At 42.8% G+C, this 21064-nt stretch carries 18 protein-coding genes and 1 pseudogene; 8 read left to right on the top strand and 11 right to left on the bottom strand.

Going from position 1 to position 21064, the window contains the following annotated elements; all coding sequences use genetic code 11:
- Positions 1-53 precede the first annotated feature (53 nt).
- The 3 genes from aroA to BHV72_RS07445 all read left to right on the top strand — a co-directional run bounded on the left by aroA (position 54) and on the right by BHV72_RS07445 (position 6982).
- On the top strand, positions 54-1286 hold the full coding sequence (gene aroA, locus BHV72_RS07455) for a 3-phosphoshikimate 1-carboxyvinyltransferase (protein WP_005678694.1): 1233 nt from the start codon (positions 54-56) through the stop codon (positions 1284-1286).
- 421 nt (positions 1287-1707) lie between these two features.
- Positions 1708-4989, top strand: coding sequence for a SusC/RagA family TonB-linked outer membrane protein (locus BHV72_RS07450; protein ID WP_195210124.1), 3282 nt, complete (start codon positions 1708-1710; stop codon positions 4987-4989).
- Between the two features lie 22 nt (positions 4990-5011).
- Positions 5012-6982, top strand: a complete 1971-nt coding sequence (locus BHV72_RS07445) for a RagB/SusD family nutrient uptake outer membrane protein (protein WP_182317050.1) — start codon at positions 5012-5014, stop codon at positions 6980-6982.
- Positions 6983-7130: 148 nt separating this feature from the next.
- Here the strand turns inward: BHV72_RS07445 and BHV72_RS07440 are convergent, their stop codons facing one another.
- From BHV72_RS07440 to BHV72_RS07430, 3 genes are all read right to left on the bottom strand, one after another.
- A complete protein-coding gene (locus BHV72_RS07440; protein WP_229093714.1) occupies positions 7131-8261 on the bottom strand; it encodes a pepsin/retropepsin-like aspartic protease family protein in 1131 nt (376 codons plus the stop codon).
- Between the two features lie 19 nt (positions 8262-8280).
- Positions 8281-9282 carry a M28 family metallopeptidase gene (locus BHV72_RS07435; protein WP_122264830.1) on the bottom strand — a complete coding sequence of 334 codons (1002 nt, stop codon included), beginning with the start codon at positions 9280-9282 and terminating at the stop codon, positions 8281-8283.
- Positions 9283-9378: 96 nt separating this feature from the next.
- A complete protein-coding gene (locus tag BHV72_RS07430) occupies positions 9379-10500 on the bottom strand; it encodes a leucine-rich repeat domain-containing protein (RefSeq protein WP_122264831.1) in 1122 nt (373 codons plus the stop codon).
- 111 nt (positions 10501-10611) lie between these two features.
- Between BHV72_RS07430 and BHV72_RS07425 the strand changes: the two genes are divergently transcribed.
- From BHV72_RS07425 to BHV72_RS07410, 4 genes are read left to right on the top strand one after another with little or no spacing between them, the layout of a single operon-like run.
- The gene (locus BHV72_RS07425; protein WP_005678687.1) at positions 10612-11028 is read left to right on the top strand and encodes a hypothetical protein; all 417 of its coding nucleotides are present in this window, start codon (positions 10612-10614) and stop codon (positions 11026-11028) included.
- Positions 11025-11834 (top strand): metal ABC transporter permease, encoded by an 810-nt coding sequence (locus tag BHV72_RS07420; RefSeq protein WP_005678686.1) that lies wholly within the window; start codon positions 11025-11027, stop codon positions 11832-11834. Before BHV72_RS07425 ends, BHV72_RS07420 begins: the two co-directional genes overlap by 4 nt.
- A 14-nt stretch (positions 11835-11848) precedes the next feature.
- Positions 11849-12262, top strand: a complete 414-nt coding sequence (tsaE, locus tag BHV72_RS07415) for a tRNA (adenosine(37)-N6)-threonylcarbamoyltransferase complex ATPase subunit type 1 TsaE (protein ID WP_005678685.1) — start codon at positions 11849-11851, stop codon at positions 12260-12262.
- Complete coding sequence (locus BHV72_RS07410; RefSeq protein WP_005678684.1) at positions 12259-12513, top strand: immunity 17 family protein; 255 nt, start codon at positions 12259-12261, stop codon at positions 12511-12513. Before tsaE ends, BHV72_RS07410 begins: the two co-directional genes overlap by 4 nt.
- Here BHV72_RS07410 and BHV72_RS07405 read toward each other — a convergent pair.
- The 6 genes from BHV72_RS07405 to BHV72_RS07380 all read right to left on the bottom strand — a co-directional run bounded on the left by BHV72_RS07405 (position 12473) and on the right by BHV72_RS07380 (position 18640).
- Positions 12473-13783: a DUF58 domain-containing protein gene (locus BHV72_RS07405; RefSeq protein ID WP_005682636.1), complete on the bottom strand. Its 1311-nt coding sequence runs from the start codon at positions 13781-13783 to the stop codon at positions 12473-12475. The genes BHV72_RS07410 and BHV72_RS07405 overlap by 41 nt on opposite strands.
- A 75-nt stretch (positions 13784-13858) precedes the next feature.
- The gene (locus BHV72_RS07400) at positions 13859-14833 is read right to left on the bottom strand and encodes an AAA family ATPase (protein ID WP_122264832.1); all 975 of its coding nucleotides are present in this window, start codon (positions 14831-14833) and stop codon (positions 13859-13861) included.
- A gap of 11 nt (positions 14834-14844) precedes the next feature.
- Entirely contained in the window at positions 14845-16128 is a 1284-nt protein-coding gene (locus BHV72_RS07395) for a DUF4350 domain-containing protein (protein WP_122264833.1), read from the bottom strand.
- Positions 16125-16739 carry a DUF4129 domain-containing protein gene (locus BHV72_RS07390; RefSeq protein WP_005678679.1) on the bottom strand — a complete coding sequence of 205 codons (615 nt, stop codon included), beginning with the start codon at positions 16737-16739 and terminating at the stop codon, positions 16125-16127. Before BHV72_RS07390 ends, BHV72_RS07395 begins: the two co-directional genes overlap by 4 nt.
- A gap of 16 nt (positions 16740-16755) precedes the next feature.
- Positions 16756-17697 (bottom strand): hypothetical protein, encoded by a 942-nt coding sequence (locus tag BHV72_RS07385; RefSeq protein WP_005678678.1) that lies wholly within the window; start codon positions 17695-17697, stop codon positions 16756-16758.
- A complete protein-coding gene (locus BHV72_RS07380; protein WP_122264834.1) occupies positions 17678-18640 on the bottom strand; it encodes a stage II sporulation protein M in 963 nt (320 codons plus the stop codon). The genes BHV72_RS07385 and BHV72_RS07380 overlap by 20 nt, the downstream gene beginning before the upstream one ends.
- A 101-nt stretch (positions 18641-18741) precedes the next feature.
- On the opposite strand from BHV72_RS07380, the gene BHV72_RS07375 reads away from it, so the two are divergent.
- On the top strand, positions 18742-19467 hold the full coding sequence (locus BHV72_RS07375; protein WP_122264835.1) for an RDD family protein: 726 nt from the start codon (positions 18742-18744) through the stop codon (positions 19465-19467).
- 181 nt (positions 19468-19648) lie between these two features.
- Here BHV72_RS07375 and BHV72_RS07370 read toward each other — a convergent pair.
- Both BHV72_RS07370 and BHV72_RS07365 read right to left on the bottom strand, forming a co-directional pair.
- Positions 19649-20488 (bottom strand): annotated as a pseudogene (locus tag BHV72_RS07370) (IS3 family transposase); the annotation flags it as partial.
- Positions 20473-20991 (bottom strand): transposase, encoded by a 519-nt coding sequence (locus BHV72_RS07365; RefSeq protein ID WP_122265266.1) that lies wholly within the window; start codon positions 20989-20991, stop codon positions 20473-20475. The pseudogene BHV72_RS07370 and the gene BHV72_RS07365, both read right to left, overlap by 16 nt.
- Between the last annotated feature and the right edge of the window lie 73 nt (positions 20992-21064).

The raw sequence follows: 21064 nt of genomic DNA, 5'->3' as shown, positions 1-21064 counted from the left end.
GAAGAATCAAAGAAAATGACTATTTTTGTCACCTCAAACCAAAGAAGACAGAAATGATGCTCTATAAACTCATCCCTCCTCCATCGGTAAAAGCAACGATCCAGTTGCCTGCCTCCAAAAGTATCAGCAATCGTGCATTAATTATCAATGCGCTGGGTAAAGGTATTTATTCACCGGAAAATTTGTCTGATTGTGACGATACACAGGTAATGATAAAAGCTCTCACCGAAGGGCAAGAGACGATTGACATCATGGCTGCCGGAACTGCTATGCGCTTCCTTACCGCCTATCTGAGTGTGACTCCGGGAGAACGGGTTATTACAGGAACGGCACGTATGCAGCAACGTCCGATACAGATATTGGTCAATGCACTGCGTGAGTTGGGAGCAGAAATAGAGTACGTCCATAAGGAAGGATACCCTCCTCTCCGTATTAAAGGTTCAGTACTGAAAGGGAATGAAATTACCCTGAAAGGCAATGTCAGTTCTCAATACATTTCAGCATTGCTGATGATAGGTCCGACACTCAAAGACGGACTAACCTTGCATTTGAGCGGAGAAATTATTTCCCGTCCTTATATAAACCTGACACTGCAACTGATGCAGGATTTCGGAGCCAGAGCCGTATGGACCTCCCCCAACAGTATTTCCGTAGCCCCACAATCCTACAAAAGCGTTCCTTTCAAAGTAGAGAGCGACTGGAGTGCAGCTTCCTATTGGTATCAGATTGCCACATTATCTCCAGAAGCGGAAATTGAACTAGTAGGACTGTTTCACAATAGTTATCAGGGAGACAGCCGGGGAGCAGAGGTTTTCTCACGCTTGGGAATAACAACGGAGTTTACCCCGCAAGGCGTAAAACTAAAAAAGACAGGTAAAGCACCGGAAAAACTGGAAGAAGATTTCGTTGATATTCCGGACTTGGCGCAAACATTTGTCGTTACGTGTGCTCTGTTGAACATTCCTTTCCGTTTCACAGGACTGCAAAGTCTGAAAATAAAAGAAACTGACCGCATTGCCGCCCTGAGAACCGAACTTAAAAAGTTGGGATACGTTATAGAGGAAGAGAATGACAGTATATTGATGTGGAACGGTGAACGCTGTGAACCGGAAGAAACTCCAGTGATTACAACCTATGAAGATCACCGAATGGCGATGGCGTTTGCACCAGCCGTAATCTGTCACCCCAATATGCTAATTGCCGACCCGCAAGTCGTTACCAAATCATATCCCGGATACTGGGAAGACTTAAAGCAAGCCGGGTTTCAGGTTATAAACAGAGACTAGCTGCCCAGTACAGTAGAGAATTTCAATAAAGCATCAAAAGCCTATTAAATCAATTATATGGAAGGGGTACGCCAAAAAATGTAACTCCCCAATATAAAATAACAGAAATCAACAATTAATAAGAAAATAACCAAGTACTATAAGAACTAAGGCATTTGTTGTTAATTTATATGCCTCTTATAATATACTTTTTAGGGGGAAATCTTTTTCATATATGCTAATCTTTACTCTGTTAAAACAGTCTTTTATTATTTTTTTTAGTATTACTGCTTGATTTTATAAAAAATGTACTTATATTTGCGAAGTAATGTTATGGAAACCTTATACCAGAAGTGGGAGTTTTTTATATCAGCGAGACGTGAAGATAGTTCATGATTTTGACGCTATATTTCTGATTTATAAACCTATAATTGATGTACTTATGAAAAAAAGTTCTCTGATTGACTTAAATGTATTTCGGAAAGTTCTTATAGGACTTGGTATTTCCAGTAGCCTATTCTATCCGAATAATGCGCTTGCAGACTCTTACCTCACAAGTAAGAATGAAGTAACAACGACTGTCCAACAGACCAAAAAGATTACAGGTAATGTGACTAATACGGCAGGTGAGCCGATAATAGGTGCCACTGTATTAGAAAAAGGAAACACAACTAACGGTACTATTACCGACATTGATGGAAATTTTACAATTAACTTGCCGGCCAACGCAACGCTCAGTATTTCTTATATAGGATATATAACACAAGAAATACAAGTGGGGTATCAAACTTCTTTCAAAGTAGTACTGAAAGACGATACAAAAACATTGGATGAAATCATTGTTGTAGGATATGGTTCGCAAAAGAAAGCTAATTTGACTGGTGCAGTTTCTTCCGTGAAAATGGATGAAGCGCTGGGGGACCGTCCGCTTCTGAATGCTGCCGATGCTTTACAGGGAGCTGTTCCCGGACTGTTCGTTTCTAACGGCGGTAATGCACCGGGAACCAGCAAGTCTTTCCAAATCCGCGGAGCTTACTCATTAGGTGTCAAAAACTCGGACGGAACGTATGGAAACACAATCAAACCACTCGTATTGATAGACAATGTGGAAGGGGATATCGACATGATTAATCCGGAAGACATCGAATCTATCAATGTGCTGAAAGATGCTGCATCAGCTGCTATTTACGGTGCACGTGCAGCAGGAGGTGTTATCCTGGTTACTACCAAACGTCCGAAAGGTGCTTCCAGATTTGAATTGAATTACAACAATAACTTTGCATTCGGCAAGGCAGTGAACTTACCAAAACAAGCTCCTTTAATGGACTATCTGCAAGCCTATCTGGACTGTGGATACTCTGACGCATACTGGTCGCTAGGTTCACCTAGCGTCAGCAAATGGATGGAATACCTGACTGCATATCAAAAAGATCCTTCTTCATTCAACACAGTAGGCGACGGCATCTATGTAGACGAATCCGGAGTTCCTTATTATCTGAACGAAAAGGATTTATATAAGAATTTTATGGAGACCAGTTTCCAGATGACACACAACATCTCTGCAAGCGGAGGTACTGATAAACTCCGGTACCGTATCTCGGGAGGTTACAACTCGAACGATGGTGTCCTGATTTCCGACAGAGACAAATTCGAACGCATGAATGTCAATTCATTCATTTCTGCCGACGTGACAAAGTGGTTTACACAGGAGATCACAATGAGCTATGCCCATAGTTTACAAACCTCACCGGGAGGAATGGGAGGAGTATACAACACTCGTCTGGTTTCCTATTATCCGGAAGGTGAACTGCCTGCTTCCGTAAACACACTGGCAGACGAGGATTTGCCTCTCTTCACTCCCCGCAACCAGATATTATACTCAAACCCAGTAAACAACAAGAACGATAATCCGCGTATTTTCCTCAAATCCATTCTTAAACCTCTGAAAGGGCTGGAAGCGGTATTTGAATATACCTTTGATAAAAATATATATGATTACCACTGGTACACCGGACAATACGACTATACAACCATCCAGGGAGGAAGTTCCAAATCCTTCGTAGATGATTATCTGAGAAAGTACAAACAACATACGAACTATAATTCAATTAACGTATATGCTACTTATAACAAAGACTTCGGTAACCACCACTTTAAAGTAATGGCTGGTTTTAACCAGGAATCCAGCTATCAAGAGACATTGGATACGTACTCATACAATCAGGCAGTACTCGATGTTCCGGCAATGTCATCAGGAACAGGTACGATAAAAGCCACTGATTCATATAGTGAGTATGCTATCCGTGGAGGATTCTTCCGCGTCAACTACAATTATCTCGACAAATATCTGCTGGAAGTAAACGGCCGTTATGACGGTTCTTCCAAATTCCCCAAGAGTTCACGTTTCGGATTTTTCCCTTCTGTATCTGCCGGCTGGCAAATTGCCCAGGAGAGATTTATGAATTCCACCCGTCATTGGCTGGACGGTTTGAAACTCCGCGCCTCTTACGGTGTCATCGGCAACCAAAACATCAATCCGTACACCTTCACCCCGTCTATGAGCGTAAATAATAAAGCCACTTCATGGATCATAGATGATACGTATGTAACCTCTATCAGTTCCCTGCCCGCATTAGTAAGCCAAAATTTCACATGGGAGAAAGTAGGAACAATCAACGTAGGATTGGACGTAAACTTGTTCAACAACCGTCTGAGCGGAGTATTCGAATGGTATCAACGGAACACGAACGGGATGCTTGCCCCCGGTGTACAATTGCCTGCTGTTGTAGGTGCCAGTGCCCCCTATCAGAACACAGCCGATATGCGTACACGAGGTTGGGAACTTAGCCTGAACTGGAGAGACCAAATAGGTAAGGTAGGCTATCGAATCGGGTTCAATCTTTCCGATTATAAATCAGAAATCATTAAATATGACGATAATGCAGCTACCAAATTATTGAGCTCCTACTATCCGGGACAAACACTGGGAGAAATCTGGGGATATGTCGTAGACGGATATTATACTGTTGACGACTTTGTGGATACCTCTTCCTGGCAACTAAAAGAGGGAGTTACTTCTATCAACGGCTATAATGTACGTCCCGGAGATGTGAAATTTAAGAATCTACGTGACGATGATACTTCCACCAACGTAATTACCAGCGGTGACAATACATTTGACAACCCGGGAGATCGTAAGGTTATCGGAAACACAACTCCCCGTTACCAATATGGTATCAATCTCGGAATGAATTATGCGGGATTCGACCTGAATGTTATCTTGCAAGGTACAGGAAAACGGGATTACTGGATTTCAAATGTACTCACTTTCCCGATGAACGGTGATAACTTTGTTCCTCTTTTTGAAGGATTGAGTGACTATTGGATGCCTAAAGATCCTGATAACGGTGATTGGAGTGCAGTAAATCCTAACGCTAAATATCCCCGCATCTACGGTAATCGCGGCAACTCCGGTTCGAATCTGAGACAGAGCGACAAATATCTGTCCGATGCTTCCTATCTGCGCATCAAAAACATAACCCTATCCTACAAATTACCCAAGAAATGGGTAAACCAGATTTTCCTGAATCAGATGAAGGCGTTTGTCAGCATAGAAAATGTAGCAACTTTCACTTCACTACCTTCAGGTATCGACCCAGAGAGAATTGAATGGAACTACCCGGCATTCCGTACGGTTTCATTCGGAGTAAATATCACGTTATAAATTACTAATCTGATACATAGTTATGAAAAAGATACTATTATTTCTAACCCTTTTCACAGGGATGACATTGACGGGATGTAATGACAGTTTTTTAGAGAAATACCCCGTGACCAGCTTGACGGAAGAAAATGCTTTCCAGTCATACGACAATTTCAAAGCTTTCATGTGGCCTTGTTATGAAATGTTTTCCAACACAAATATAGCCACCTCCACTACCGCTATCGGACGTAATTCTCACTATCTCGGTGACGTATATGCCGGATATCTGGAACAAAGAGGTGCAAGCAGCCAAAATAAATATGCGTTTCAGACAGTGACAAACGCAACCTCCGGCAACGGCTGGAACTTTTCTTCCTTCATTCGCCGCATTAACATCATGCTGTCGCACGTGGATGACTCTAACATGACCGAAGAAGAAAAGAACCACTGGAAATCCGTGGGATATTTCTTCCATTCTTTCTGGTATATGGAATTGATTGACCGCTTTGGTGATGTTCCCTGGGTAGATACTCCGTTGGACGATACTTCGGAAGAAGCTTACGGTTCCCGTATGCCCCGCCTCGAAGTAGCGGACAAGGTATTAGACCGTTTGCTGTGGGCAGAATCGAATATCGGCAACACAGCGATCTATGAAAAAAAGGATGGTTCTAACACTATCAACCAGAACTGTGTACGAGCAGCCATTTCCCGCTTCACTCTTCGGGAAGGTACCTGGAGAAAGTACCATGAACTGGGAAGTTACGACAGATATTTCACAGAATGTAAGCGCGTTTCGAAACTGTTGATGCAAGATTATCCTTCTCTGTATACAGGAACAGACGGACAACCGGGTGCCGGTTATGGCGAAATGTGGACTACGGACGATTTGAGTACAGTTCCGGGCGTCATCCTCTACCAACAATGGTTGGAAACAATCAAACCGGGACACTCATGTTATTACGAACACACTTCTTCCCACGACATAGAGATGCATCAAGGAACGGTAGATCTGTATCTTTGTAAGGATGGAAAGACTATTTCCAATTCAGAATTATATGCCGGAGACAAAGATATCTATTCGACTTTCCGTAACAGAGACCCACGTATGTACCATACTATCATGCCGCCCTATAAAGTAGTGGACGGTAAAGGGGACTATACCACATGGTCGTATACCAGCGATCCTGCCGACCGCGAATATATTGACATCATGGGTCCAAACGAGTCATGCAGTAATCCGGGAGTGGGCATGAAACGCTTGCCGGGACAAAACTGGAGTGCTTCGTTAGTACGACGGGTTCCCAACTTGCAAGGCGGTGCACAATACACAATCGAAGGGAAGAAATACGGACCGCATGCTTATGTTGCCTGCCGTTCGGGATACTACGTATGGAAAAATTGGGATAACTGGGAAGAGAACTATAACAATGCACAGGTAAATACAGCCGATAAACCGATCTTCAAAATAGAAGAAATACTGTTGAACTATGCAGAAGCGATGTACGAAACCGGCGCATTTGACCAAAATGTAGCTGAAGAAACAATTAACAAGTTACGTACCCGAGCAGGAGTAGAAAAGATGACAGTTGCTAATATTGACGAGAATTTCGATCCCAAACGTGGCAAATACTATCCGAAAAACAATACAACGGGTATCTTGGTAGACCCTGTCCTTTGGGAAATACGCCGCGAACGCATCATCGAGTTAATGGGTGAAGGATTCGGTTTCTATGATGTGCGTCGTTGGAGAATGGCTCCATGGTTTGTAAATATGCAACAGAAAGGTATGTGGATATCCAAAAACGAACTAAGTTCACTAACCCTACTGAACGAAACGACCGGAACATCGGACGGCGCCAATGGTTCTATGACTGAAGGATATATCTATCTGTTCAACGATCCTATCAAAGAAGGTAAAGGATGGCTTGAAAAATACTACTTATATCAGGTTCCGCTGGAAGAAATCGCGTTGAACCCCAACTTAACACAAAATCCGGGCTGGGATAAAGAATAACAGTTAATATCGGCCTACTATAAATATTTCAGCTATTTCTCCTTCCCCCAGAGTAGAAATAGCTGAAGTTTTTTATAACAATGTACTGTTTCTAATAGCCTTCTTCATTTGCTATTTTCCATATCCAAAAGAATAAACCCTTCAGAACTTATTTCCTAAAGACACGTTGTAACAGAGAGTTATTCTTTTTCGTTCTGTATTCATATATACCCTGTTTCAGCTTTTGCACAACCTCTTGTAAATCTGTAACCAAAAGAGAAGTTGAATCTTGAGGAGAATCAAACAAAACAACTCTTTGATTCTTAGAATCTATATACATATTTCCAAAACGCCTTATAAAATGATTTGTCAGATAGCCATTATAAATCTCCTCTTTTAGAAAATAATCAGGCAATTTATACATACCAACACCAGTCAGATGCTGATTATTAAACTTCATTCCAGAAGAAAGTATTAGAAAAACCGAGTCATCCAAGGAAGTCGAAATCCGGCCATGCTCCTCCATTTCAGGTATTTTACCCGATGTTGTTAAAGGATAAGTATTATAATAATCTTCATATAAATAGTTCTTCAGTTTATCCTCCGGAGAAAATGGTAAAAGCAAATCACACATAAGCTTATAATCTCCAACTGAAACCGGTTGGGAATACAGGCCTGAGTCTAATATAAACCTCATTGGCATAGTATCATTAATCAATACATCAGCACACATATTGTTTCCACCACAATCTATTCGCATCTCCAAACAACTTGCTCCCAAAGATAACGGGATATCTACATCGTAATCAGCTATTAATAATTTATTTGTTCGAAAATTGAACAACCAATTATATTGATTTATTAAAGTGCGCCCTATAACTGCCCCACTGAGATTCTTACCACTTACACCATAGTGTTTCAGTTCCCCTACCGCAAAAATATTTGTTACTTTACTAGAGTCTATCTTTGAAAAATCTTTTTCTCCAATACAAAAAGGCACCAACACCGCTGGAACGGAAAAACGCCCGATAGAATCCTTTTTTTTAATTCCTTGCTCTATTTTCTCTGCCAGTTCCTCTTCCCTCTCATTTCGAAGATTATACTTTACTGCCAATTCAGAAAGAATAGTTGAGACTCCAGCCCCAGTGTCAAATATATACCAATGAACATCACCATTGATAGTCAATGGAACTTTAATATATGAATCATGTTCAAAAGTAACCTCAGTCCAACTACGTTGCTCGGCACAAGATATACCAAACAATATAAGTATTATCGTTCCAGCCAGATGTCTCAGCATAGTCACACATTTTGTTGTGTCAGAACTCTCTCTCATTCGCCATTTTCCACATGTTAAGGAAGGACGCCTTAGTGATTTCCACAATCTTATCCCAATTCAGGCGGTCGGCATGATCGGACGGTTGGTGATAATCGGGATGTCCGTCAGTATGATACCAGATGATCGGAATACCAGCTTTAGCAAATGAACTGTTATCACTTCCTCCTACGGGATTATCCCATGCGCGGTAATCCGGTGACAACCGCAAACCATACTTCTTGATATCTTCTTTCAACCAATCTCCAAAAACCGGATGAGCAGCCGTATAAAAATAAACAACGTGTTCAGGCTGTTGCGGTTTGTTATTACGACCTATCATATCAAAGTTCAGATAGCCTTTGATTCGAGAGATGAAAGGGCAAGTTTGCACAAAATATTTGGAGCCAAGCAACCCTTTTTCTTCTCCGTCCCAAAATGCGAAGATTACATTTCTTTCCGGCTGCTTTCCAGTGGCAACAAATGCCCTTGCTATTTGCAATACAGCGGATACACCGGATGCATTATCATCGGCTCCGTTATAAATCTGGTCTCCGTCGAGAGCTGGATCTATGCCCAAATGGTCAAAATGAGCACCTACGATTACATACTCTTTTGTATTTTTACCGGGAATCATGCCTAATACATTTCTCATGGAAAGCTTTTGATGAACCTCCTGCTTCAGTTTAGCAATAGAATCGGGATGAACTTCGAGGCGACCTTTCTTTTGCCTTTCTTTGCGATAGGCTTCAAAAGGCTGGAAATAACTTTCATTCAGAGGCTGCACTCCTATCCATTGCAATAAAGAAACAATATATTCCGAAGCTACACGCGAGCCATGGAATCCGGCTTCGCGTCCCTGCAACTCGTCACCTGCTAAAAAATTAATAATAGCTTCAGTAGAAGAACGGCTAATACTTTGCAATCCTTTTTCCATGTGAGACTGAGCTGATACAAATAATGCAACATTACACAAAAAGAAAATTAACAAGACTTTCTCTTTCATTATATTCAAGATTTAAAGGTATATACGCAATATCGACAAACAAATATTCACACGATCAGTAGTTTCTCATTCATAAGAAGTCGCCTTTTTACTATCTTATTCCTCATCAACTATCCAATTTTTCTCTTTCAGTATTTCTTTTAAAGACTCCTTATTTCCAGGGTTATTACTATAAGAGATCCGGCATTGAGGAGGTCTCGGATATTCAGGAGTCGGTTTCGGAACTTGTCCTAAAGAAACAAACAAAGTCTTCAAGGCAGCCTCACCCAGTTGGTTGGAATGACAATAGAGATGTCCGAAATATTGTCCTTCCGGAACTAATAAACGGGTTAACCGATTATGGTCACAATGTAGTTCCCTTATAGATAAATGCTTAGTCAAATCAAGTTCCGTCAATCTGTTACCGGAACAACTTAACTCATTCAGAGAAGGGCAACACTCCAAGACATCGTCAACCGACTGAAAAGCACACCCACTTATCAGTAATGCATTAATCCCATTATTCTCATCTAGTTCCAGACTCGCCAATGCACTATTATATCCCAGATCCACAGAACGCAATTTGGGTAAACCTTTTAATGAAAAGGAGGAGAAACCATTATAAGAACAATACAATTCTTCCACTTCCGGATGATTGCCAAGCTCCATTGAAGTTAATTTAGGATTAGAATAAATTTGTATATTCCGTAATCGGGAACAATGCTCAATCTCCAAATGTTCCAAATCTGCGAAACTACCGATATTAATACTTTCTACATTAGGACAAAAAGTATTCAAATTCAATTCACGGGTATCGGTAATACTATTCAGAACCAAAGATTTCATTCCCGGCATATTCCCCAAATGCAAATCACTTATAGAAATCAACAGACCGCTTATATCAATAAGTTGTAGTTCTTCAGCCCAGATTCTTACGTTATACGATCCTTTATTACCATATCTATATGTCACTCCGCCAGCCATCGAAGAAGGATCTTCAACTTTCTGCATTCGACCGTTTCCCCAGTCTATTACCATTCGTCCACCGTCTGCAACAATGTTCAATTGGCGCCAATCTCCTGTAACATTCACTGTAAAACGAATCGTATTTGCATCCGTTAGTGCCGGAAAATCAAAATCATCTCCAAACACACTATTATCCGTATCTTTACAAGAAATAAAGATAGTAGATAAGATAAATACGTAACTCCAAACGAACAATAGACTCTTTCGCTTCATTACTTATTATATTTAAGTTAGCAACGTACAAAAGTACGAAAGAAATAGATAGCAACTATAATAGAATACAAATAAATAAGTAACTTTGCCGAAAATTGATTTGATATAACTATGTGGATACTCATTATAAGTCTGATATTGCTGGGTATCATTGCGCTGATTGCCGGGTATATCCGCAACAAAAGACTACAACAGAAGATAGAAAGAGGCGAACTGGACCGTATGCCGGAAGTGAAGGAAGTGGATGCAGAATGCTGCGGCCAACACGAAGTATGCGAACGGGATAGCCTGCTGGCTGCCGTCAGTAAGAAAATAGAGTATTACGATGATGAAGAACTGGACCAGTTCATCGGTCGTGAAGGCAATATGTATACGGAAGAAGAAACAGAGCAGTTCCGTGATGTGTTATATACCACAAAAGACGACGAAGTTGCCGGCTGGATACGTAGTCTTCAACTTCGTGGTATCGAGTTGCCGGATAATCTCAAAGACGAAGTATTTCTGATTATCGGAGAAAGAAGAATATGAACCTATTACAATATACATTCTTTCAGCACGCCTTGTTGGGGAGCCTGCTGGCAAGCATTGCCTGCGGGATAATCGGCACCTATATTGTTACCCGCCGACTGGTGTTTATCAGCGGAGGGATCACTCACGCCTCTTTCGGAGGAATAGGATTGGGACTGTTTGCCGGAATTTCCCCGATATTGTCGGCAGCCGTCTTCTCCGTGCTTTCCGCCTTTGGTGTAGAGTGGCTCAGCAGACGTAAAGATATGCGCGAAGATTCTGCCATTGCCGTATTCTGGACGTTAGGAATGGCATTAGGCATCATGTTCAGTTTCCTGTCACCCGGCTTTGCCCCCGACCTGTCCGCCTATCTGTTCGGGAACATCCTGACAATCAATCAGACTGACCTCTGGATGCTCGGCATATTGGCTCTGCTGTTAACCGGATTTTTCTATCTGTTCATCCGTCCAATCGTATATATCGCTTTCGACCGGGAGTTTGCCCGTTCGCAAAAGATCCCGGTAGAGATATTCGAATATCTGCTGATGATGTTTATTGCGCTGACCATCGTTGCCTGCCTTCGTATGGTAGGTATCGTGCTGGCCATCTCGCTGCTCACCATCCCGCAAATGACCGCCAACCTGTTCACTTACAGCTTCAAGAAAATCATCTGGTTGTCTATCGGCATCGGTTTTCTGGGATGTCTGGGCGGATTGTTCATCTCCTACCATTGGAAAGTCCCTTCGGGAGCTTCAATCATATTCTTCTCCATTCTGATTTATGCCGTTTGCAAAATTGGAAAGAGTTGTTTCAAAAAACAGTCATAATAACAGATTAATATATGGAAATCAAGATTCAATCATTAGAAAGTATCCACGAAGCAGCCCGTGAATTTATCGCTGCTATGGGCGACAGCACTGTATTCGCACTATACGGAAAAATGGGAGCCGGTAAGACTACATTCGTCAAAGCCCTTTGTGAAGAACTCGGTGTTACGGATGTCATCAGCTCTCCCACGTTCGCTATTGTCAATGAATACCGTTCGGACGAAACCGGGGAATTGATCTATCACTTTGACTTTTACCGCATCAAGAAACTGAGTGAAGTGTACGACATGGGCTACGAAGATTATTTTTACAGCGGTGCCCTTTGCTTCATCGAATGGCCGGAACTTGTAGAAGAACTGCTGCCAGGCGATGCCGTAAAAGTTACGATTGAAGAACTGGAGGACGGAAGCAGAGTCATCAAACTATGACCGGACAATATATTGTACAAGGAATTTTTGCACTGGCAGGGATCATCTCCCTGCTGGCGTCATTGCTCAACTGGAACTGGTTCTTTACCACCCGCAATGCACAAACCATTGTCCGGAACGTAGGGCGCAACCGGGCACGACTCTTTTATGGAATACTCGGAGTTATCTTAATAGGAATGGCTATCTTCTTCTTTGTAGAAACACAGAAAGCTATAGCAATTGCCGTGACTTCATCTCCAAGTACTTATTAATCACATCAATCGAAAGATTCTCCGGCGTGGTCAATAAAGAATAGATTCCATTCTGCTTCAAGGTGGAAACAATCAACCGTTTTTCAAAAGCAAACTTCTCCGCTATGACATGGCGATAGTAGCCTTCCGTATCCCTGGCAGGGTTGGCGATATATTCTTTCAAATCGGCATCCTCGAAAAAGACCACAAGAAGACGGTGCTGACGATTCAGTTGTTTCAAATAAGCCAACTGACGGTTCATGCTACCCATACTGGAGAAATTAGTATATAGCACCAAAAGACTGCGCTTGCTGACATGCTTGTTCAGATGAACACAAAGAGCGGAGAAATCCGTTTCGCCAAAAGTAGTCTGCTGGCTATAAAGATTTTCGAGCAATGTCTGCATATGTCCGGGTTGCTTGGAAGCCGGCACAAAGGTGTCGAAATGTTCATCGAAAGTTACCAGGCCGGTTTTATCATCCTTTCTCATCGCAACATACGAAAGCACCAACGATGCATTGACTGCATAATCGAGTAACGTCATACCGCGAAAAGCTTGCTGCATAATGCGCCCCTTATCAATCACATTATAAATTTGTTGGGAACGTTCATCCTGATAAACATTCACCATTAGCTCATGCCGGCGGGCACTTGCCTTCCAGTTTATCGTCCGGTAATCATCCCCTTTGACGTATTCCTTTATCTGTTCGAATTCCGTATGATGCCCCACTCTGCGAATACGCTTTATCCCCAATTCGGTCAGATTGTCGCTCATAGCCAGCAACTCATATTGGTGCAACATCAGATAAGAAGGATATACCTTGATATCCAACGGCTCCCCACAAGTATAACGCCGGGAAATCAATCCGATCCGACCGGTTACAAACACCCTGATCCGCCCGAAAGAGTAAACACCCCGCTGCGTAGGGCGGAGACGATAACTAATCGTTTTCCCTTCATTTGCCTGAAGCTGTATCCGGAAATTGATATTCCGCTGTTGGAAGATAAAAGGAATCTCGTCGATAATCTCCAAAGAGACGGGACGCGGATAACTATTTTCCACACGGATAGCCACTTCGTTTTCATCGCCATTGGAGAAACGGTCGGCACAGTGACGTTCTGCCTGAATCGCGTTGGTACGATAAAGTAGAAATCCGTCCGCCGACACTAACGCAATCAAAGCCACAAGCGCCCACTGCCCGACAACAAACAACGGAGCAAACGCATATCCGCTACCCAGAAACAGGATAACCAACACAAAGACAATATAGAAACGATTCGTTAAATACAACTTGTCTGCTAAAAATTAAGAGTTAAAAACTAAAGACCGTAATCGGAACATGACAGTTGGACTATCATGCATTATCTATTTCGGAACCTCAACCTTGTCAATCAAACGCTGCGTCACCTTCACCGGAGAATAGCCTTCCATTTCCGCTTCGGCAGTCAGAATCAGACGATGTTGAAGCACATACGGAGCCACAAACTTAATATCTTCCGGTGTCACAAAATCACGTCCCTGCAAGAGAGCATAGGCTTTGGACGCCTGCATCATAGCAACGGACGCACGTGGAGAAGCTCCCAGATACACAGCTTTGCTGGTACGTGTCTGCTGCACAATCAGGGCAATGTACTGAAGCAACGTGCGGTCAACAAACACATTCTTCATAAAAGCACGGAGCGTCAACAACTCTTCCTTCGTAAGAGCAGGTGTGATATCATCAAGTTTCACCAAGGCGGCATTGAAGTGATGACGTTCCAGAATATTCACTTCTTCATCCAATGAGGGATAATCCATAGTAATCTTCATCAGGAAGCGGTCGAGCTGCGCTTCGGGAAGTTTGTAAGTCCCTTCCTGTTCCACCGGATTCTGGGTAGCCAAAATCGTATAGAGTTCTCCCATTCGGTGTGTCGTCCCGTCAATACTTATCTGACGTTCTTCCATTACTTCAAACAAGGCCGACTGCGTTTTGGCAGGAGCACGGTTTATCTCATCCACCAATACAATATCCGCAAATATCGGCCCCTTATGAAAATCAAACTCATTCGTCTTCATGTTGAATACGGTCGTTCCCAACACATCGCTCGGCATTAAATCCGGGGTAAACTGGATGCGGCTGAAGTCTGCATCAATCAACCGGGCCGTGAGACGGGCCAGCAACGTTTTCGCTACTCCCGGCACACCTTCTATCAGCACATGACCGTTTGCCAGAATAGCCGTCAGCACCAAGTCCACCGTTTGTTCCTGACCGACTATGACGGAGGCAATCCGTTCTTTCAGTCCTTGTATCTTCTCGGAAAAGAGAGTTAAATCTATCCGTTGTTCAGTGTTCTCTTCCATAAGTTTCTTCTTTATATATGATTGATTATTTCACTCATTTTATCTATATACAGTTTCATCTGTTCCGCAGAAATGACGCGGCCGCCGTAAATCACCGGGCGGACTTCGCGGACAAACGTACCGATTTCCTCCGCATCCATTCCCGTCTTCTGCGCAATCCGGCGGAAAGAGCGTTCATCGTCCGCCACTTCCTCTATATCCACCTGAATCTCTCTTCTCAATTCTTCCGCAAAGTAGATAAACTTCTTATGGACCAAGTCTGCATGATCTTTCTTCTGATAATACAGAGTCCCTATCAGTTCGGTAAACTCGAGGGATTTGTTTTCCGGTTCGCGGATAACCGGTATTACACGTTGCCGTCTCCGTGCCGTAAATATCATAAACAGCAGTATGGCAATCATCGTCAGATACAACGCCCAGCGAAGCGGTTGCCGGGAAAGAAGGTAACGGAAAGGAGACTGCTGCGTTTCCGCCGTCTCTTTGACATATCCTTCGGTACGGACAACAGGAAACTCGCCCATTTGAGATAACAAGCGGAATATGTAAGCCGAATTATTCCCGTCGAGTATACCGTAATTGGTAAAAATCAAAGGAGTGGAGACAAGAATCACCTCCCCTTTCCCAACCGGACAGGTCATAGCTACAGGAACATAACGAAGTGTGTCCTGCTCCGATTCCGTAGATACGGAATCGACTTCTACCTCATACCGGTACTCATTCACATGAAGCGCTTTCCTCGCCAACTCTTTTCCCGGCAACGAATCGCCCCAGAAATAGGAGGAACAAAGCTGAGGGTAGAAATAGAACGTTCGCGGGGAATAGACTGCCGAATCTCCCACCCAGCATAAACTATCTTTTGCCAACAACGAAGTGGCATATTTCTTGAGAGCCAACGGACTGAAATAAAAACGATAAGATTCAAAGTTCAATGTATCCTTCAAGTACCGGCTGAACATAGTGCTCGCCAGCATAACCTTATTTCCCCGTTCCGCCATTTTCAGGAGAGACTTCACATCAATGTCCGTCAATGCCATGTCATGGGCAACTGCCAGTATTCCCCGGCTATGCAACGTGTCTTCCTCCTCCAACTGATAGAATGTCTTTTTCGACAATGTGTATCCATTGGGCAAAGAAGCAGACAACAGGCTATCGAACACCGCACATCCGAAAGGCTGGTCATCATAATGACCGAAAGTAGGTGTCCACACAAACTTCTTCGGCAGGTGATATTCCACAGCGAACATTATGACCAAAAAGGCTACAATGAAAATGATAAACCAGTGGCTTCCTTTCATACAGCGCCTCCTTTCTCTATTTCTTCCTGCAATGCCTGCATCTCACGGAAAAGTTCTTCCGTCGCTTCGAAGTTACCGTAACGTACCCGCAGGAAGTGGTTGGTCATTTGCCGGAAAGCCGGCAGCCGCACTTCATAGATATATTGCGTAGGTGTCTTATAAAGCTGCCAGTCAATACGTTCGGCGTCGCTCAACTGTTTCAGTGTCTGCAAATAGAGCAAACGTATCGCTTCCCTGTAATCCCGACGGGACAGTGCTTCATCAATGCCTTTCGGAAAATCAACGCCATAAATGGTATCTTCCTCAACAGTATACGGAAGTGAATTTTTATGCGAACGCATGAACAGTTCGGGACGTTTTTTGTAAACAAACCAAACAATCAGAAGCAAAAGAAGAATGGCTAGGCAAATCATGATAAGCCCGGAATACTCCTCCGCAAAACGGCTACCGAATATTTTACCCAACAACTCCCCGAACTGACCGCGAATCCACTCGAAAATATTAATTTCCGGAGTTATCAGCTCACGATTATAATCATACGCAGCATCGGACCGGAAAGCCGCAAGCTGTGCAGAATCACAAACCAATGTATCAGCTGGGGAAGTCATCATCTACCTGAACCTGTTTTTAGAGTTTATCAAAATTATCAATATCAGTTTCCACCGTAATGCTGTCCACCACTTCCGAGGCGTGCCCGTATTGATAAGCCATGCCGACAAAGGTGAAAATCATTGCCAGGTAAGCGCCGAATGTCTGAATAATCGCCATTAAGTAGAGGAAGAAACTATATCCTGCCGATACAGTAACCTCACCACTTCCACCGACATCACTCATTGCAAAAAAGTACTTCACGACAGTAGCAATATACCAAGGCATCATCGTTACTCCTTGCAGGACGTTAGCTATAATTCCCATTAACAATGAAACTAGAAAGACACCTCCCCAAGTAGCAAATCCCAACCGGAAAGTTTTCTTGAAAGCCTCCATTAAAGTGATATCCTCAAACAAATAAATGGGCGCCAACAGAGCAAGCGGTACGGAGAAAGCTATGATAAACGGAATAGTCAGAAACAATGTGAAAGGCGTCAAAGCAACCAGAAGACCTACAAAAATACCAACAAACAGTACCAGTAATATACAAGCACCTGTCATCAGTAGCAGTCTTTTTATATTACGGAACAACCGAGGTTTCAGCATACCCAAAGTTACTCCCTGCAAGCGTTCTTCGCGTTCATTATATGTCCGGATCAGCCCATAGACCAACGATGTCAGGAGGATTATTCCAATCAGATAAAGGAACATATATAATCCATAATAAGAGCCGAAAGCAATGAGCGAAGAAGAAGACGCAGCCATTGCCGTACTACTTGCGATAGCGGATATCGACAATGCCCCGCTCATTAATCCGTTCAGGCTCAACGCCTGAATAAGGCAAAGAGGCAACAACAGATAAGTAGTAAACTTCAACAACAATTTCCAATTCTCTTTTAGAAAATCAAAAGAAGCGTTTAACTTTTCACCGAAAGGACGTTTCACATACATCGCGATCTTAGGTTTCTGTGATTCCATGTTTTTTTCTATTTGGTAAATAAATATAGTAGAAAATAATAAATGACAACGAAAGTAGAATGAATCCAAGCCTCAACAGATCCGGCAGTTCCGTATGTCGGGTGACAAAGCCTTCAATAAAACCTGCCATTACAAATACGGGAACGGTACCTATGACAATCTTTACTCCCTTCTTTGCACCCCGACGGAAAGACTCCAACCGTGAATAGGTGCCGGGGAAAAGCCAACCGTTACCTAAAGCCAGTCCGGCGGCACCAGCCACAATAATTGCCCAGATTTCAAGCGTTCCATGCAGCCAGATAGCAAGACTGGATTCCCAAAGCAAATCGTGCTGATAAAAGAAGGTTTGAAAGGCACCTATCATGATTCCGTTTCTAAGTAACATATATCCTGTACCGAAACTAGTCAACAGCCCCATTGCAAAACAATTGAAAGAAACCATCACATTGTTAAGCGTAATTCCCAAGAACATCGGCACTTCGTCCGAGACGTTGTAGACCGCCATTGGCTCACCGTTGGCAATATTATCCAAAGTCATATCCACATAGCCGTTCCCTAAAATCAGGCGGACAAAGTTCGGGTCATTCGCAGCGGATATCACTCCTATCAGCACGCTGACAATAAAGATAATGAAGGAAGTCAGCAGTTCACGCCGGGCATCATACATTGTCTGCGGAACTTCACGCGTCCAGAACGTGATGATTCGCGACCACTTTTCCCGTTTGTTCCGGTAAATCTCGTTATGCAGTGCCGAAGCAAGATTATTCAGATAGATAGTAATGCGTGAAGTCGGAAAATGTGTCTGGGCAAATGCCAGATCAGCAGTCAAATCCGTATATACGCCGGCAAGTTGGTCGGGAGACAAGCCCGCGGCCTGCTCCACTACCTTTTCGGTTTCCTTCCATTTTTCAATGTTCCGACGGATAAACGTAACTTCTTTCATGCTTTCCAAGGGATTTCGGATAAGTTTTGTCCGAAACCGGAAGCAAAAGTAAGAGAAATATGATATATTTGCAACGGAATCCTAAGAATGTTTAATCAGAAATGGCAGAATCTACGATTATAACCGGCCAATTCGTCCGTATCAGCCAGACGCCCGCCAGTATTGGCGAACGACTGTTGGCATTAGTTATCGATTATTTCCTAATCGTAATCTACGTATATTCTACTGCCACCCTCTTAACCGAACTGCGGTTGCCTTCGGGATTTACCCTCATTTTCTTTCTCTGCGTCATTTATTTACCGATACTCGGTTATTCTTTTCTTTGCGAGACATTCAACCACGGGCAGAGTTTCGGCAAGCGTATAATGAATATCCGTGTTGTCAAAGCCGACGGTACCACCCCCAGTATCAGCTCTTACCTGTTGCGCTGGCTGCTTTTTCCTATTGACGGTCCAATTACGGGCGGTTTAGGCATTCTAGTGGTCCTGTTGACAAAAAACAGTCAACGAATAGGGGATCTTGCTGCCGGAACAATGGTGATTAAGGAAAAAAACTATCGTAAGATACACGTCAGCCTTGATGAATTTGACTATCTGACCAAAGATTATCATCCGGTCTATCCGCAATCCGCCGATTTATCACTCGAACAGGTAAATGTCATTACACGAACACTGCAATCCGGTGAGAAAGACCGTCCGCGACGTATCTTGCTACTAGCCCAAAAGGTGCAGGAGTTGCTTTCCATTACTCCACGCGACAACAATCAGGAGAAATTCCTTCAAACAGTGCTTCGGGATTATCAGTATTATGCATTGGAAGAGATATAAAGACTACTTTATTTACTGCCCGTTCCCTTTGTACCAAAGATCCGTAGCGATGCGTTCATTGTCGTTTCCGCACTTGGGAACTCTAGTTTCCACGGTTAGAAATTTCAATTTCCCTACGCAGAAAGAGGCTGTCTCAAAATAGAAAAATGAAGTGACCCCAAAAATTTGGACTGGTTAAACATTATCCAGTTATAGAAAGAGTTCGGTATTGTACTGGACTCTTTCCTTTTAACCGGGACTTGATTCTTTTATTATTATAATAATCTATATATTCTTCCAAAGCCTTTGTGAAGTCTTCCGGAGACTCGAACTTTTCAGCGTATAGAAGCTCAGATTTCATAATTCCGAAAAAATTCTCCATCATAGAGTTGTCCAGACAATTTCCCTTTCTCGACATACTTTGAATTATATGATGTCCTTCAAGCCTTTTCCGATATCCGAAGTGTTGGTATTGCCAACCTTGATCAGAATGAAGTACGAGTCCGTCAAGGTTATCACACTTATCAAATGCTTTATCGAGCATGTCATATATTTGTTCAAGATTAGGGCTGTTAGATATGTTATGGGAAATAATCTCACCATTGAACATATCAAGAATAGACGACAGATATAGTTTCGTAGCCCCTATATTTATCTGTGTTACATCAGTCGCCCATTTACGGTTTGGCTCAGTAGCAACAAAGTTACGCCCGATTATGTTTGGGGCGAGACTGCCAACTTCTCCTTTATAAGAACGATAACGCACCTTGCGCATCTTGCATTTGATATGCATTTCTGTCATGAGACGCTGCACGGTCTTGTGGTTGATGACATAACCACGGTTCCGCATCTCCCAAGTGACACGTCTATAGCCATAACGTCCTTTGTGCTCATGGAAAATGGATTTGATTTCTTCTTTCTCCACTGCGTATTTATCTGGTTCCTCAAGCCGTTTCAGATGATAATAGAATACGGAACGAGCCATCTTTCTTAACTCCAATAATAAGTCAAGAGGATATTCGGACCTTAGTTCGTCGATGGCTTCTGCCCATTGAGACGTGCCCGGGCTTCCTGTTCCTCGACTAAGGCCTTCACTTTTTTTAGTAACGCATTCTCTGCCCTCAGGCGCAAGTTTTCCGCCTGAAGCTTTTCCAATTCTGTCTGAGGTTCTTTTTTCTTAGGTCTTGCCATAGTTTGAGAAGGTCTGCCTTTACGTCTAAATATATGTAATTCCGGATATCCATGTTTACGAACCGTACGAACCCAGCCTTCAAGTGCTGTACGGCTTATACGGTACTTTATCAATGCATGGGACAAAGGTAATCCTTTTTCCAATATCTCGCGTACAACCTGTTCCTTAAAATCACTTGTAGGCTTTATCTTGGAACGTTTTCTTAGGATATCAACCCCGTATCTATCATATAAACGTACCCAATCGAGAATTTTATTCTCGTGTAGGTTGTTTTCTTTTGCCAACTGTCTAATTGGACAACCGGCTTTTACCCTGCTCACTATATTGAGCTTTTTTTCAAAAGTGTATTTCATAAAGAATGCACCCCAAAAGTTTTTTGTCTAACTTTTGGGGTGCACTTCAAAATGAGGCAGCCTCTTTTATTTT

Source organism: Bacteroides sp. 43_46, from assembly GCF_001915455.1.
GTDB lineage: Bacteria > Bacteroidota > Bacteroidia > Bacteroidales > Bacteroidaceae > Bacteroides > Bacteroides caccae.
Note: the sequence above shows the minus strand (reverse complement) of the source record. Positions and strands in the feature narration are given on the sequence as shown.

Coding starts and splice junctions, on each gene's coding strand:
- BHV72_RS07395 (WP_122264833.1), bottom strand. CDS start 16,128: ATGAAAGGAAGCCACTGGTTTATCATTTTCATTGTAGCCTTTTTGGTC.
- BHV72_RS07435 (WP_122264830.1), bottom strand. CDS start 9,282: ATGAAAGAGAAAGTCTTGTTAATTTTCTTTTTGTGTAATGTTGCATTA.
- BHV72_RS07390 (WP_005678679.1), bottom strand. CDS start 16,739: ATGATGACTTCCCCAGCTGATACATTGGTTTGTGATTCTGCACAGCTT.
- BHV72_RS07410 (WP_005678684.1), top strand. CDS start 12,259: ATGACCGGACAATATATTGTACAAGGAATTTTTGCACTGGCAGGGATC.
- tsaE (WP_005678685.1), top strand. CDS start 11,849: ATGGAAATCAAGATTCAATCATTAGAAAGTATCCACGAAGCAGCCCGT.
- BHV72_RS07440 (WP_229093714.1), bottom strand. CDS start 8,261: ATGCTGAGACATCTGGCTGGAACGATAATACTTATATTGTTTGGTATA.
- BHV72_RS07430 (WP_122264831.1), bottom strand. CDS start 10,500: ATGAAGCGAAAGAGTCTATTGTTCGTTTGGAGTTACGTATTTATCTTA.
- BHV72_RS07425 (WP_005678687.1), top strand. CDS start 10,612: ATGTGGATACTCATTATAAGTCTGATATTGCTGGGTATCATTGCGCTG.
- BHV72_RS07420 (WP_005678686.1), top strand. CDS start 11,025: ATGAACCTATTACAATATACATTCTTTCAGCACGCCTTGTTGGGGAGC.
- BHV72_RS07400 (WP_122264832.1), bottom strand. CDS start 14,833: ATGGAAGAGAACACTGAACAACGGATAGATTTAACTCTCTTTTCCGAG.
- aroA (WP_005678694.1), top strand. CDS start 54: ATGATGCTCTATAAACTCATCCCTCCTCCATCGGTAAAAGCAACGATC.
- BHV72_RS07375 (WP_122264835.1), top strand. CDS start 18,742: ATGGCAGAATCTACGATTATAACCGGCCAATTCGTCCGTATCAGCCAG.
- BHV72_RS07365 (WP_122265266.1), bottom strand. CDS start 20,991: ATGAAATACACTTTTGAAAAAAAGCTCAATATAGTGAGCAGGGTAAAA.
- BHV72_RS07385 (WP_005678678.1), bottom strand. CDS start 17,697: ATGGAATCACAGAAACCTAAGATCGCGATGTATGTGAAACGTCCTTTC.
- BHV72_RS07450 (WP_195210124.1), top strand. CDS start 1,708: ATGAAAAAAAGTTCTCTGATTGACTTAAATGTATTTCGGAAAGTTCTT.
- BHV72_RS07445 (WP_182317050.1), top strand. CDS start 5,012: ATGAAAAAGATACTATTATTTCTAACCCTTTTCACAGGGATGACATTG.
- BHV72_RS07380 (WP_122264834.1), bottom strand. CDS start 18,640: ATGAAAGAAGTTACGTTTATCCGTCGGAACATTGAAAAATGGAAGGAA.